The organism is Enterobacter sp. Ag1 (assembly GCA_000277545.1).
In the GTDB taxonomy this organism is placed as follows: Bacteria; Pseudomonadota; Gammaproteobacteria; order Enterobacterales; family Enterobacteriaceae; genus Cedecea.
Map to the genome: position 1 here is coordinate 22,937 of AKXM01000012.1, position 13,956 is coordinate 36,892.

16 protein-coding genes are annotated in these 13,956 nt (G+C 54.8%); 7 read left to right on the plus strand and 9 right to left on the minus strand.

All coding sequences use genetic code 11. The annotated features are described in order from the left end of the window. Positions 1-72: 72 nt before the first annotated feature. The gene (locus A936_RS06040; protein ID WP_008455657.1) at positions 73-954 is read right to left on the minus strand and encodes an HARLDQ motif MBL-fold protein; all 882 of its coding nucleotides are present in this window, start codon (positions 952-954) and stop codon (positions 73-75) included. 74 nt (positions 955-1,028) lie between these two features. Between A936_RS06040 and A936_RS06045 the strand changes: the two genes are divergently transcribed. The 4 genes from A936_RS06045 (at position 1,029) to A936_RS23415 (ending at position 3,653) form a co-directional block, all read left to right on the plus strand. Continuing rightward, entirely contained in the window at positions 1,029-1,931 is a 903-nt protein-coding gene (locus A936_RS06045; RefSeq protein ID WP_008455660.1) for a LysR family transcriptional regulator, read from the plus strand. Positions 1,932-1,997: 66 nt separating this feature from the next. After that, entirely contained in the window at positions 1,998-2,447 is a 450-nt protein-coding gene (locus A936_RS06050) for a winged helix-turn-helix transcriptional regulator (protein WP_008455662.1), read from the plus strand. A 173-nt stretch (positions 2,448-2,620) separates the two neighbouring features. Then, a complete protein-coding gene (locus A936_RS06055; protein WP_008455663.1) occupies positions 2,621-3,409 on the plus strand; it encodes an SDR family NAD(P)-dependent oxidoreductase in 789 nt (262 codons plus the stop codon). Positions 3,410-3,503: 94 nt separating this feature from the next. After that, on the plus strand, positions 3,504-3,653 hold the full coding sequence (locus A936_RS23415) for a hypothetical protein (RefSeq protein ID WP_157141384.1): 150 nt from the start codon (positions 3,504-3,506) through the stop codon (positions 3,651-3,653). Here the strand turns inward: A936_RS23415 and A936_RS06065 are convergent. Genes A936_RS06065 through folE2 form a run of 6 tightly spaced genes read right to left on the minus strand, consistent with a single transcriptional unit; the run spans position 3,650 to position 9,278 of the window. After that, entirely contained in the window at positions 3,650-4,999 is a 1,350-nt protein-coding gene (locus A936_RS06065; RefSeq protein WP_008455667.1) for a dihydroorotase, read from the minus strand. The two genes, A936_RS23415 and A936_RS06065, sit on opposite strands and share 4 nt — an antisense overlap. A 31-nt stretch (positions 5,000-5,030) precedes the next feature. Next, a complete protein-coding gene (locus A936_RS06070; RefSeq protein ID WP_008455668.1) occupies positions 5,031-6,029 on the minus strand; it encodes a FecCD family ABC transporter permease in 999 nt (332 codons plus the stop codon). Further along, positions 6,029-6,979 carry an ABC transporter substrate-binding protein gene (locus A936_RS06075; RefSeq protein ID WP_008455670.1) on the minus strand — a complete coding sequence of 317 codons (951 nt, stop codon included), beginning with the start codon at positions 6,977-6,979 and terminating at the stop codon, positions 6,029-6,031. The genes A936_RS06070 and A936_RS06075 overlap by 1 nt, the downstream gene beginning before the upstream one ends. A 19-nt stretch (positions 6,980-6,998) precedes the next feature. Further along, positions 6,999-7,796, minus strand: coding sequence for an ABC transporter ATP-binding protein (locus A936_RS06080; protein ID WP_008455672.1), 798 nt, complete (start codon positions 7,794-7,796; stop codon positions 6,999-7,001). Positions 7,797-7,798: 2 nt separating this feature from the next. Beyond that, a complete protein-coding gene (locus tag A936_RS06085; RefSeq protein WP_008455674.1) occupies positions 7,799-8,359 on the minus strand; it encodes an LbetaH domain-containing protein in 561 nt (186 codons plus the stop codon). After that, positions 8,349-9,278, minus strand: a complete 930-nt coding sequence (gene folE2 / locus A936_RS06090; protein ID WP_008455676.1) for a GTP cyclohydrolase FolE2 — start codon at positions 9,276-9,278, stop codon at positions 8,349-8,351. Before folE2 ends, A936_RS06085 begins: the two co-directional genes overlap by 11 nt. Before the next feature lie 247 nt (positions 9,279-9,525). On the opposite strand from folE2, the gene A936_RS06095 reads away from it, so the two are divergent. Next, entirely contained in the window at positions 9,526-10,137 is a 612-nt protein-coding gene (locus tag A936_RS06095) for a methylthioribulose 1-phosphate dehydratase (protein WP_008455677.1), read from the plus strand. A 28-nt stretch (positions 10,138-10,165) separates the two neighbouring features. Here A936_RS06095 and A936_RS06100 read toward each other — a convergent pair whose 3' ends face one another. Next, positions 10,166-11,353, minus strand: coding sequence for a sensor histidine kinase (locus A936_RS06100; protein WP_008455679.1), 1,188 nt, complete (start codon positions 11,351-11,353; stop codon positions 10,166-10,168). After that, entirely contained in the window at positions 11,350-12,048 is a 699-nt protein-coding gene (locus A936_RS06105) for a response regulator (RefSeq protein WP_008455681.1), read from the minus strand. The genes A936_RS06100 and A936_RS06105 overlap by 4 nt, the downstream gene beginning before the upstream one ends. 126 nt (positions 12,049-12,174) lie before the next feature. On the opposite strand from A936_RS06105, the gene A936_RS06110 reads away from it, so the two are divergent. Both A936_RS06110 and A936_RS06115 read left to right on the plus strand, forming a co-directional pair. Next, positions 12,175-12,963 carry a MipA/OmpV family protein gene (locus tag A936_RS06110; RefSeq protein ID WP_034808036.1) on the plus strand — a complete coding sequence of 263 codons (789 nt, stop codon included), beginning with the start codon at positions 12,175-12,177 and terminating at the stop codon, positions 12,961-12,963. A gap of 359 nt (positions 12,964-13,322) precedes the next feature. Further along, positions 13,323-13,661, plus strand: a complete 339-nt coding sequence (locus A936_RS06115; protein ID WP_008455685.1) for a RamA family antibiotic efflux transcriptional regulator — start codon at positions 13,323-13,325, stop codon at positions 13,659-13,661. Positions 13,662-13,956: the final 295 nt, after the last annotated feature.

Sequence of the window (13,956 nt, forward strand, 5' to 3'; positions counted from 1 at the left end):
AATAAAATGTGAAGAATATATTGTGACAGAAAAATGACAGCCGACCTGCCTGACGGATCGCAAAAAGCCCTATTATTCCGTTTGTTGTTTCAGTTGCGCTTCAAAGCGCTGGCGAGAGAGATCCACATAGCGTTGTAACCCGTCTCTGTCGATAAAGGCGTTGCTATCTCCGGCGGCAAGCCGGGCCTGTTTCTCCGCCAGACCAAAGCGTTCCCCTTTGTTCGCCACGAAAATGTCCGCTTTTTGTGCCGCGAGCGTGGCAAAACTGTGGCGGATGTCGTTCACCAGCGTCGGGTAATTCTTGTTCGCCACCAGATAATAGTCCGGCGTGGCGAGACTGTCGGCGTAAATAAGCGTGTACCCACCTGGCAGCGCAAACAGCCATGACGTGCTGCCCGGCAGATGCCCTGGTGTCAGCAGCGCTGTCGCGGTTACGCCGCCCAGCTTTAGCGTCTCGTGGTCATGAATGATTTTATCCGTGGTGACCGGTGGAAAGGGCAGCGCGTCTCCCAGCGCAAAATCCTCTTTGCCTCCCCGCGCCATTTGGTCAGCATTCTCCCTGCTGGCAACCAGCTTTGCCCCGCTCCACTTTTTCAGTTTGGCAATGCCCCCGGCCTGATCGAGCCGGGCATGGCTGTTGAGGATGAACCGCACGTCGCGAATGTCGAATCCCAAAGAAGCAATATTCTCTTTGATGCCCCTGGCGCTTGCGTCCAGCGCACCGTCGACGAGAATATGTCCCTCAGGCGTGGTAATCAGAATGGACGAGAGATTTTCGGTGCCGACATACCAGACGTTCGCTGCCATACGGAACGGTTTGACCGGTTTGGCCCAGCCTTCAAAAAGCGAATAAGGCGGCGCGGCAGACAGCGGTTGGGTTGGATTTAATGCCGCAGAACTGCCGGCAGAGAAAACTGAAATCATGCAGGTAAATAACAGACTATAACGGTTCACAGGTGGCTCCTTTTGGTCAGGAGGCGCAGTATACTGCCGGGCAATTTAGTCCGATGCAATTGAGAAATGATGGCGTGAATATCCTGCAATTAGACATGAATCTGCTGAAGGTGCTGTACGTGATGTTAACCACCGGCTCGACCAGCCGAACGGCGCAAAAGCTGGCGCTTAGCCCGTCCGCCGTCAGCCATGCTCTCGCCCGCCTGCGTGATGCCCTGGGCGATCCGCTTTTTCGTCGGGAAGGCAATGCCCAGGTGCCCACATCTTTCGCCCTCGGTATTAAAGAACGCCTGATCCCGCTCTTCGTGTCCCTGAATGAAGAATTATTTGGCGAAGAGCATGCGGAGGAGCGCCGATTTCGTCTGGTTCTGCCCCCGGCGCTGAATGTGTTGCTCACGCCGGAACTCGCCCGCAAAGGGCATCAGACCGGGGCCATTATTGAATGCCTGACGTTTGAACGGCGTGCGTGGCGTGATGAGCTGCTGGAGGGACGAATAGATTTGTTGATTGCGATTGGCGATCATCAAAAACGCGTCAGTGCCCTGCATTATGAGCGCGTAGGCAGCACGCGCCTGATTGCTGTTTTCGGCGAACCACTGTCCTCCAGACTTAACGGGCGTGAAACTCTGGCCTTTGACGAACTGCCGCAGTTTGATCATTTCTATTGTCACCCCTGGCCGCAGGGCATTAACGAGCTCGATCGCCAGCAGGCACGTGCCGGGCTCGAACGCCGCCTGGCCTTTACCTGTAGCGACTACGGCCAGCTCGCTCCCGCCCTGCGCAATGCCCCGCTGATGGCTATCGTGCCGGCCCCATGGTTTGATACCCTGAATAACAAAGCCCAGCTTTTTACGCTGCCGCTGTCCGGCGACCAGGCTATTGGTAGCCTGTTTTTGCAGTACCGGACCTCCACCGTGGAATGGAAACGGCGTCTGATAGACAGCCTGCGCCGTACGCTGGCCGCCTGGTATCATTGAAATTACCGCTCAGCCTCTCATACAAAAAGTTTTATAATAGAACCCGGCAAACCCATCGGAGGAATGATGAAACGTAAGAGCCTTGAAGACAGCGTCTGTTCGGTTGCCCGCACGCTGGACGTGATCGGCGACTGGTGGTCGTTGCTGATCGTGCGCGATGCGCTGAACGGCATGTCTCGCTTCGGTGAGTTCCAAAAAAACCTCGGCATCGCCAAAAATATGCTGACCGTTCGCCTGAAACAGCTCGTCGATAACGGTATTTTTGAGCTTCGCCCGGCGTCGGACGGCAGCGCCTGGCACGAGTACGTGCTGACGGAAAAAGGCCGGGCGCTGCAGACCGTTTTAGCAGCCCTCTCACAGTGGGGCTGCGAAAACCTCTACGCCAAAGATGAGACACGCAGCGTCCTCGTCGACAGCCAGCAGCATCGTCCTATCCGCAAGCTAACCTTACAGGCCGAAGATGGTCGTGAGCTAAAACCGGACGAAATAATCACTCAGGCACGTTCCTCCTCCTGATCAATAAGCATCTGTTATTCAGGTGCTTATTAATATTCCCTTTAGCAATTCCTGCGCATAACGAAAAAACAGCCCTCATATTGGTTGCATAATAAAACCAAAAAATCTACATTCACCTCATAGTTTCATTATGAAACCACATTAACGTTACTCTACTTCATGTGAGGTGTTTTATGGCTAACTCTCGTTCTATTGCGGTCATTACCGGCGCATCTTCCGGTATTGGTGCGGTTTATGCCGATCGTTTTGCGGCCCGAGGTTTTGATCTGCTGCTGGTTGCCCGGCGCGAAGATCGCCTGCGCGATCTGGCCGCGAAGCTTGAAGCCCGCCACGGCATAACCGTGACTACGCTAAAAGCCGATCTGGTTAACGACCAGGACATTGCCGCCGTTGAGGAGGCCCTGAAAGATCCGCGCATCAGCGTGCTGGTTAACAACGCGGGCACCGCCCACAGCGCAGCGTTTACCGCCGCCAGCGTGGAACAACATCAGGCGCTTATCACGCTGAACATCACGGCGTTAACTCGCCTGAGCCATGCCGCCCTGCTTAATTTCCAGCAAAAGAACAGCGGCACGCTAATCAATATCTCGTCGATTCTGGCAGTACAGAGCTGGGTGGGCAGCGCGGTATACAGCGGCACAAAGGGCTATGTATTGAACCTGACGAAAGTTCTGCAGGCCGAAGCTGCCGGCACCGGCATTCGTATTCAGGCGGTGCTGCCCGCGGCTACGGCAACCGAAATTTGGGATCGTGCGGGCGTGTCGGTGGACTCATTGCCGGAAGGTGCGGTCATGAAAGTGGATGATTTGGTGGATTCCGCCCTGGCCGGACTGGACAGCGGGGAAGCTGTCACCATCCCGCCATTGCACGATCTCGGCCTGTGGGAAACCTATGCCACTACGGCGCAGGCGATGTTTGATGCGGCAGGCGTAGGGCAGCCAGCGCCTCGCTACGCCCGCTAATTTTCCCGGGCAGATGTCGCCGGCATCTGCCCATCATTTACTGGCCGCCATGTCTCGCTATAATGAGGCAAATTCCTGCCAATATGATGCTGTGATGAAACTGTTTTACTATTCAGCCGCAGGCATGGTTGCTGCGCTGATTGTGCTCTGGGGAGCGCTGATTGTGGACAGCGCCAATATCCTGCAACAAATGTCCGAGCTGATGCACTACATCGAAGATTTGTTCAAACCTCGCGAACGCTAGCGGTTAAACGCCAGCGCCTGGCCGTAAATCCCCTCGGCAACTGACTCGCCGTCCCAGACGAGGTGCCCGTTCACCAGCGTGCTTTCAACCACGCCGCCCTGCAAGGTGTGCCCTTCGAAGGGTGACCAGCCGCATTTGTAGGCAATATTACTGCCCTCAATGCTGGCGCGTTTCCAGGGGTTGATCACCGCCAGATCGGCCCAGTAACCTTCCCGGATATAGCCGCGATCCTTAATCTGAAAACGTTCGGCTACCGCGTGGCTGGTTTTTCTGACGATAAGTTCAGGCGTGAAAATCCCTCTGGCACACATATCCAGCAGCGCAGGCAGCGCGTGCTGCACCAGCGGCAATCCCGACGGAGCCAAGAAATAATCATTCTGCTTTTCCGCCAGCAAGTGCGGCGCATGGTCGGTCGCAATAATATCAATCACGCCAGTCTTAACTGCCTGCCATAGCGCCCGCTGGTGTTCCTGGCCCTTCACCGATGGGTTGCACTTCAGCCTGTGCCCCAACGCCGCGTAATCATCCTGATTAAAATAGAGGTGATGGATACAGGCTTCCGCCGTGATCGTTTTTCTGCGTAAGGCTTCAAGCGTGGGCGCGGGCTCAAACAACGCCAGCTCATCGGCCGTGGTGATATGCAGCACATGCAGCCGCGTGCCGTGCTTTTTCGCCAGCGCGACCGCCCGGGAAGATGAAAGCAGGCAGGCCTCAACCGAGCGAATAGCTGCGTGTTCTGCGGCCGGGATCTGCTCCCCATATCGCTTTCGCCACAGCGCCTCATTACGTTTGATAGTCGGCGTATCTTCGCAATGCGTGGCCACCAGCCCCGGCGCATGCTGGAAAATAGCCTCCAGAATGCGTTCGTCATCCACCAGCATGTTGCCGGTGGAGGCACCCATAAACACTTTTACGCCGCAGGCGGCATCGGCTGGCAGCGCCTTAAGTTCTTCCAGATTGTCGTTGGTGGCACCGAAATAGAAACTGTAATTGGCCAGTGAACCTTCGGCGGCCCGCTGAAATTTGCCTTCCAGCGCCAGTCTGGTGGTGGTCGGCGGCGAAACGTTGGGCATTTCCATATAGCTGGTGATCCCGCCCATCACCGCCGCGCGTGACTCGCTGGCAATCGTGCCCTTATGCATCAACCCCGGTTCACGAAAATGTACCTGATCGTCTATCATGCCCGGCAGCAGCCACTTCCCGGCAAGATCGCGCACATTCCACGTGGTGCGAGCCGGGATCGCAGCGGCTATTTTTTCAATTCGCCCGTCCACGATGAGCAGATCGCCCTGGTAACGCCGATCCTCATTCATCATCAGCGCGTTGGTCAGTAACAGAGGTTTCATTAGTCGTTTTCTCCGGCTTAAAAAGGCTGCGCTAGCGTCGGGCAACCATCACAACAATAAACAGCCCGCCAATTCCGGCGGTAATAATGCCGATGGGCAGCTCCTGCGGCGCAACCAGCACCCGGCTGACCAGATCGCCGCCGCACAACAAACAGGCCCCGACAAGGGCACACAAAGGCAGCAGCCTGGCGTGCTTAATGGCGGAAAAATGGCGGCAAAGATGCGGCACCATCAGCCCGACAAAGCCAATCACGCCGGTCAGTGATACAAAAATGGCGGTCGAAAAAGCGCAGCACAGAAAAATTTCGGTGCGCAGGCGGGTCACGTTAATGCCCAGCGAAAATGCGGTGCGATCCCCCGCGAGCAATCCATCCAGCGATCGCCATCTCAACAGGCAAAATGCGGCCAGCAGCAGCAAACCGCCCAGCGCAAATCCCAGGTTATCCCATCGCGCCAACCCCAGGCCGCCGAGCGACCAGAATAAAACCGAGCTGGCCGTACGCTGGTCACCGGCGAATATCAGGTAGCTGGTTAACGCCCCGAACAAGAAAGAGATCGCCAGCCCGCAAATAATCAGCGTTTCGGCACCCCGATCGCGTTTGAGCTGGAATAAAGACAGCACCGCAACCGAAGAAAGCAGCCCGCCGCCAAAAGCGGCCGCCGGTAGCGTCCAGACGCCGAAGAAGTCGCCGAAGCGGGTAAAAACCAGCACCGCTCCGGCAGACGCGCCCGAAGAAAGCCCGAACAAAAAAGGGTCCGCCAGCTCATTGCGCGTGGCCGTTTGCAGCAGCGTGCCCACCACCGCCAGCCCCGCGCCGGTCATCAGGGCGAGAAGCGTTCTGGGCAGCCGGATGTCCAGCACGATCCCACGAATCATCGGTGAAATGTCCGTTGCCGTCGGTTGCAGCGCGTTTACCACCTGATTCAGGCTGAGCCGGACCGAGCCTTCCGTTAAGCTAAGCACCGCAAACAATATGACGAGAAACCCCGCCAGGCATGCGGCCCGGCGGTAACGCCAGGCTAAAACCATCACTGTGCCGCGAACAGAACGCGAGCGAGCTTCTCAACCGCGGCGATATTTGCCGGGCCGGGCGTCAACTCGGCGTACTGCAGCTTAAGATAGCGGTGCTGTTTCACCGCCGGGGTGAGCTTCATCAGCGGGTGGCGCTCAAGGAACTGGCGGAGCGAATCAGCGCCCCCGCCGGTCTGGTAATCCAGCAGAATGATGACATCCGGCTCGGCCGCCGCAACATTTTCCCAGGAGGTTGTCCCCCAGCTGGTGTCCAGCCCTTCCATGGCGTTTTTACCGCCAGCGGCCTCGATAATGGCCTGCGGCATGGCGTATTTTCCGCTGGTAAACGGTTTGTCTTCCCCGGAGTCATACACAAAGACTTTCAGTGGCCTTGCGCCCGGCAGTGCTTTGGGGAGGGCGGCCAGCCGCGCTTTCCAGCCGTCAACCAGCTTCTGAGCAACCTCCGCCTTACCAAAAATTTTGCCAAGCGTAAGCTCATCGTTATAGAGCAGATCCAGGGTCGCCTTGGTTTTGCTTTCCCCGGAAATCGCGCAGCTTTCGCTGAGCACAAAGGTTTTGATGCCGTATTTGGCAAGACTTTGGGGTGTAACGTCGCCCCCCACTTTCATGCCGTAATTCCAGCCCGCGAAAAAGAAATCTGGCTCGGCGGCCAGCAGCGTTTCAAGCGAGGGGTATTTGGGCGCAAGTTCGGGGATCGTCCCCATTTGTCGCTTAAATTCGGGCGTCATTTTGTACCAGCCGGAGATGCCGGTCAGACCCACAATCTGCGGCTGTAAATCCAGAGCAAAAGCCATCTCCGACATGTTCAGGTCGTTGATTACCGCCCGCTTTGGTGCTGCGGTAAAGACAATGGGTTTACCGCAGCTCTCAATGGTCACCGGGAAGCCGGAGGCAAAGGCAGTAAAGGAGGTAAAGGCCAGCCAGAAGCCGGTAGCGATTTTTAACATCATAGCGATCCCTGAAAATTTACCGTGGGCGTGAAGGTTCAAAAAAACGGACTCGTCTGCCTTGCTGGCCTGGATGGTCAACGGTAAAGCTGTCGAGGCCGAAAATGGGGCGAAGTGTTTCGGTATTCAGCGCGGCGTCGGGCACGTTAAAAGCCTGCTGTTGCCCCGCCGACAAAATAAGGACCTTGTCAGCAAACCCTTCGATTAAGTTGAGATCGTGCAGGACGGCGATAACCGTTGTGCCGCGAGCTTTCACCAGCGCTAACAGTTCTTCCCGTGCCGCCAGGTCCAGATGATTAGTCGGCTCATCCAGTAACAGTAGCCGGGAGGTTTGCGCCAGCGTTCGCGCCAGAATTGCCCGCTGCCTTTCCCCGCCGGACAGACAGGCCAGCGATTTATGCCGCATCCCGAGCACACCAACCTCTTTCATCGCCCCACACACAATGCAGCGATGTTCTGGCTCCGGCATATCACGGGCAAACGGGAGCCTGCCTAACGCGACATAATCCTCAATGGAGAGACGCAAATCGGGGAGATCGTTTTGCGACATGACCGCCACGAGCTTCGCCCGCAGCTGCGGGTTGAGCTTATTTAAGGGGCGGCCCGCCAGCGTTATTTCCCCCTCGGCCTTTAGTTCCTGGCTCAGCGCCCGCAGCAGCGACGTTTTGCCGCTGCCGTTTGGCCCAATCACGCTGAGCCGCTCACCTTTTCTCAGGTGAAAATTAATCGCCACCGGCCAGGCTGCGCCCTGCGGACGGGCAATCGCCCGCAGGGAAACGCTTAACTCGGCTGCTGGTTCTCCGGGGGAAAAAGGCATGCTCAGAACTCGTTGCGCAGCAGTTGGTAACCTTCCACCAGCTTGACGTTGGTGTTGGCCACCTCTTCAGAAAACTGCACCGAAGCGGGGTCAACCCGTGAATAGTGGCTTAAATCAGAGTCGGGCCCCACGCGCTCGGTGGACGGAATATACGTTTGCTTCGGCAGTGTCACCCCATCAACCACCGCGTTGTAGCGAATGACGCAGCCGGTTTGTACGTGGCAGTTAAAAAGTACGCTGTTAAAGCCGATAAACACCCGCTCGTCGACCCGGCAAGGGCCGTGCACAATCGCCCGGTGCGCAATCGACGTACCGCTGCCAATGGTCACCGGCGCCCCGCTTTTCGAGTGAATCACCACGCCGTCCTGAATATTCGAATGGGAATGGATCACGATAGGATCCATGTCGCCTTCGGCGTTCAGCTCATCGGCGCGGATCACCGCATAGGGCCCGACATAAACATAGTCATGAATAATGACCCGGCCACAAATCACCGCCGTGGGGTCGATATACGCTTTGGGAGAGACCTGCGGCAGATGGCCTGAAGGGTTTTTACGCAGCATGGTGATTTCCTGTCCAGTGAATGCGGGCCACCGCGTTGTGCGCATGGAGGCTTTCCTGATGCTCAACGCGAAGGGTAAAAGCGGTGCTAAAAGGCGCGTCCTGCATCGCCTTGTTCAGGCGGCGAGCGGCGTCTTCGCAAAACATCAAATTTTGGCCATTGGCCAGGGCGAAGGCCTGCTCGTCGCTACGCTTAACCACCGTTTGCACCGCCGTGCCAAGCGCGGCCTCGCAGCGGTCGATAAGTTCCTCGAAAGGCAACGTAGCAACATCCGGCTTCAGCTGGCAGCTAACCCACGCCCAGCTTCTCTGGCTGTGGGGCGTGCCCGGCATGCCCTTCTCGCCCAGCCAGGCCAGCATTTCTTCGACGGACACGCCCTCCTTTCGCGAGCCAAAGTCCCGCTGAAACTGCTGCTGCGCGAGATTGCGACTCAGCGCCGCCGAGGCCGGACAGGTAGATGAATACGGGATCCCCACCCGAAGCGTGACGGCAAAACCTTCCCCACGCTCCGCCAGGATTCGGATGGGGTAAGCCTTCCAGCCAAAGTGGTTTGAGGTTAAAGATTTGCGGGACAGCAGCAGTTCGCCGGTGATTTCCACGCTGGCGCGGTCGCTGCTGCGCTGGTGCGAAACCAAAAATTCTCCCAGTAAACGGCGCAGTACCGCCGGCGTAATTTCGCCCTGGGTTAGCTCGTCCAGCAGCAGATAAATCCGGGACATATGAATGCCCTTTTCCGCTTCCGGGGAACGGAGAAGATTGATCCCGGCGTTGACTTTCGCCGTCAGCGGGCGCCCCGCGACCTCCACCGGAAGGTCGATTTGTTCCATGCCAACCCAGGACAGGGCCATGTCGAAATCGTGGCTTCTGAGTGACTGAATATCAGGCAGCATTTTGGGGCATAACATTGGAGTGACCGTCATATTGCACATCGTCTTGCTGTAATTTTGTTACGTTATAACATAACAAAACTCATTTGTGCAAAGCGACATTTTGCCGTAAAGCGAACCCGCCCGATCACCGGAGAAAATTCGGTGTAAAACCGCTGATTGGCTCGATATATCTTATCACCCGGCAAGTGTTGCCCGAGTGTTCACACAATGATAGCATTATGTAAACAGCCATTTAGACGGCTAGACAGTTAAACTAAAAAGCATTGAGGAATACCGTATGTGGCAAGAAAGGCTCACGCAGTTGGTCAGCACCTGTCATTGGATTGGCGCTAAAGGCTGGGCTCCGGCGACCGGCGGCAATATGTCCATTCGCCAGGATGCCGAGTGGTGCTGGCTGAGCGAATCCGGGCGCGACAAAGGCAGCCTGACCAGCGAGGATTTCCTGCAGGTAGACATTGCCACGAATCAGGCGCCATCGGGGCGTAAACCCTCCGCCGAAACCGGACTGCACACGCTGGTTTATCGGCTTTTTCCTGAAGCAAACGTCGTGCTGCACGTCCACACCGTGAATGCCACCGTGCTGTCGCGGATTGAAAAAGGCCCGGCGTTGAACATCAGCGGCTATGAAATGCAAAAAACCCTGATCGGCCAGCAGACGCACCTCGACACGGTGCCAATTGCTATCTTCGATAACGATCAGGACATCGATGCGCTGGCAAAACGCATTGAACGGCATGCCGAACAGGCTCCCCTGAAATACGGTTTCCTGCTGCGTGGCCACGGCCTGACCTGCTGGGGCAAAGACGTCGCCGAAGCACGTCGTCAGCTTGAAGGGCTCGAATTCCTGTTTGAATGCGAAATGCAGCGCCGCCTGTACGAGCGCGATTAGCAGCGAGTTCGCCAGCAGTACGAGTAAGTCAGGTTTCATCTTCGCTGAGCGGCACGGGCAAATTTATCGTCATCAGCAACCCGCCCTCAGCAGGCAGGCCGGCGTGGATATCCCCGTGGTGCGCATGACAGATTTCTCTGGCAATAGAAAGCCCCAGCCCGCTGCCGCCTGAATCTCTTGCCCGCGAACGCTCCCCGCGGGTGAAACGCTCAAAAATATGCGGCAGATAATCCGCGGCGACGCCAGGCCCGCTATCAAGAAACTGGATTTCAATGCCCTGCTTAAGATGGCGAAAGCGAATGGACATGCGATCGCCCCTGCTGCAATAGCGAAGCATGTTCTCAATGATAATGGTGAAGACCTGCCCCAGTCGGGCTTCATCTCCTGAGTAATAGAATTCATCTTCCGCCTCCACCGAGACGGACATCCCGGCCGCTTCCAGCTGGGGTTTTAGCCATGCTACCCGTTCATTCAGGACTTCAGAAAGCGAGAATACGCCGTGCTGGAGCGAGAGTTGCCCCGCGCTCGCCAGGGAAAGGAAATGCAAATCATCAGTCAGGTGGCTGAGGTTTTTTAGCTGCGTCATCACCATATTCAGCTGTTTTTCATCCGCCGGAAACACATGGTCGATCATGCCCTGCAGCCGCCCCATAGCGGCGGTAAGCGGTGAGCGCAGTTCATGTGCGGCCGCGACGTGCGCGGCCTTAAGCTCGCGTTCGTACAGCGCCAGCTGGCTAATCATTTTATTGAAGTTGCTGGCAAAGCGAGTCACCTCCGCCGGGCATTCATCCACCCGTTTTGCCTGTTGATTGAAATCCCCCTGAGCCACTATCTCCGCGACGTCCGTCAGGCTGCGAAACTGCGCGGCAAGCGGACGCGTGGCGCGTAAACAGCTGACGATCACAAATGGGGTCGCCATGGAAATAAAGATAAACAGCCAGCCCCAGTTGAGAGAGCTGATGGAAGGCGTGCTGTATTCAATTCCCCAGCGGGCATCCACAATTTGATGAAAACGAACAATGTCTAAGTCAGGGTTCGCCCGCAGCGTCAGAAACTCCTGGTAAGCGGCAGGCGACATGTGATGCACAACCCAGTAATACTGAACCGCGTAGATGCTCCACATCGCCAGCACGATGAAAAACAGTACGCTGACGGCCACCACGATGATACGAATCGATATCCACAGCAGGAGCGATTTGCTCTTTTTGTTGTTCATGGTTTGCAGAACCTGTAGCCAATGCCGCGTACGTTCAGAATGAGATTATCAACTCCCGCCGCCTCAAGCTTTTTCCTTAAGTTATAGACATGCGTGTCCACCACTCGCTCCAGAGCGTCGCTTTCCGGGAGACACTCTTCGAGCAAAAACTGGCGGCTGAGCGGCCTCGTCGAGGCACGCATTAGCGTTTTCAAAATAGAAAACTCGGTGAGCGTTAAATCCAGGCGCAGGGGAGGATGTCCCTCATGCAACACCTGCGCCGCCAAATTGGTGACATCAACCTCCAGTGGACCCCAGCGTAAAACATCTTCAGCGGGGAGTTGGCTGGCCTGGCTGCGCCTGAGCACGGCCTGCACCCTGGCCATGACTTCGCCGGGATTGTAGGGCTTGACCACATAATCATCGGCGCCATAGCGTAAAGCGCCGATCTTGTCATAGGGTTCGCCCATGGCGGTGATCATGATGACGGGCGTATTGCCCTTTCGCCTGACGGCCGCAAGAATTTCCGTGCCGTTCATCCCGGGGAGCATGACGTCCAGCAAAATAAGATCGGGCTTCCAGGTAACCACCGTGTTCATGCCCGCCAGGCCATCCCCGGCCACCGAAACGCTATAGCCTTCGCGTTTAAGATAGGCCTCCAACACATTTGCCGCATCAGCGTCGTCTTCAATCACCAGGACCCGTTTATTTTTCATTTAATGTTACCTTGACAGTTTCTTCACAAATCCCTGGTCGTTCATTGATAAGCCCTCAGCATAATCCTTTTACTTACTGAGCTAAGTATGCACAAAAAATATAAACACCTGACGATGAGAATCATTATGTTAACGAAGAAAAGCACAAAATACATAATTGCACCGCTGATAATTTCCAGTATTTCATCATCGTATGCAAGTGAATTTAATTCTGATCAAACCGTGACAACCTTTGGCCTCGGAGCTATATCCTCTCCACGATACAGCGGAGCTAATGAACAAAACACCAGTGTTATTCCACTGATACACATTCAGATGAGTAATATCTTCTTTGATTCCATGAATGGGCTTGGCATTCATCTTCAAAGCGATAATGGTTTATATTTCGAGCCAACATTGGGTTACGATTCAGGCCGCGCGGATAAAAATTCAGGCTGGCGAAAAGGCTCGAATAAACTTAAAGGCATGGGGGATATTTCGTCTACGGTCAATTCGGGTATTGCGCTTGGCTGGGCCGTCGCCCCCTGGCTGGTTTTTGAAGGTAAAACAACTCTGCCGTTAAATGATGATCAGGGCGTATCTTATTCCACAGCCATAAATTATATCCCGATTATGAACGAAGTTAATACGCTTACATTTCAGGCCAGCGCATTATTTGGTGATGCCCGTTATATGAATACCTGGTACGGCGTCAACGAACAGCAGCACAACCGATCAGGTTTCTCGCGCTACAGCAGCGCCGGTGGGTTTTACGGCACTGACACCAGCCTGACACTGACCCATCAGTTCAGCGAACACTGGGGAGGCTTGTTTAGCCTGAGCTATGCCTGGCTTGATAAGAAAGCCTCCAACAGCCCCATCGTCATGAGAAAAGACGGTACGACCGGTATGCTTGCCATCAATTATACGTTCTGATTTCTTTTGCCATTGTGTATTCATTACAACAACAGGCCGAAGCATCGTTATGAAGACCGCGCTTATTGTGATTTTCACCTTCGTGGCATTTCTCTCCTCCACGGGAGTTCATGATTTTAAAGCATGCCTGTACGAAAAGGGTGATTTTAACGTCTGTAATAATACAGACGTTAAAAGTATACATTCAAAACACCCTCCGAAACCACCCTTATATAAAAACAACGTCAGGCGTTGCCATTCAGATAAAACAAAAAACATCGATCGTTATATTTTATCCTGCCATCTTAGAAATTTCATTAAATCGCTACTGCAGCGTTCAACGCGTAACTAAGCATTTACTAACACTGAGAGATATCAGCATGAAGATTTCCGCCAAAGTCATAGAAACCATCACCGGCTGGATAGATAATAATATTCATCGTCGATTACGAATAGAGGATATTGCTCGCTATTCTGGCTACTCTAAATGGCACTTCCAGAGAATTTTTTTATATTATAAAGGCGAAAGTATTGGCCGATACATCAGAATCAGAAAATTACAGCTGGCGGCACAGGATCTCAAAAATACCCAGGAACGAATCGTCGATATTTCGGTGAAGTACGGCTTTGACTCACAGCAGAGCTTTAACCGGCTGTTTACCCGCAGCTTTAAGATGTCGCCAGGAACTTACAGGAAAGCTAAAGGTGTACGAGGGTGATGTACAAAGCCTGCACTTGCAGCGCGTTGCTACAGCGCCAAAGCAAAAGGGGCTGCCTTTCGGCAACCCCTTCGAATGTTGGCGGAAGCGCAGAGATTCGAACTCTGGAACCCTTTCGGGTCGCCGGTTTTCAAGACCGCACTATAATTACAGTAAATCAATAAGTTAACTTGTTAGCATGGTATAAACAGAAAAAATAGCAATGCTAAAAATCAACAAGTTACCGGCTTATCAACACTTAATATACCAACACTTTACCGCTATCCGTCATGGGGATCGGGGGTCGGGGGTTGGG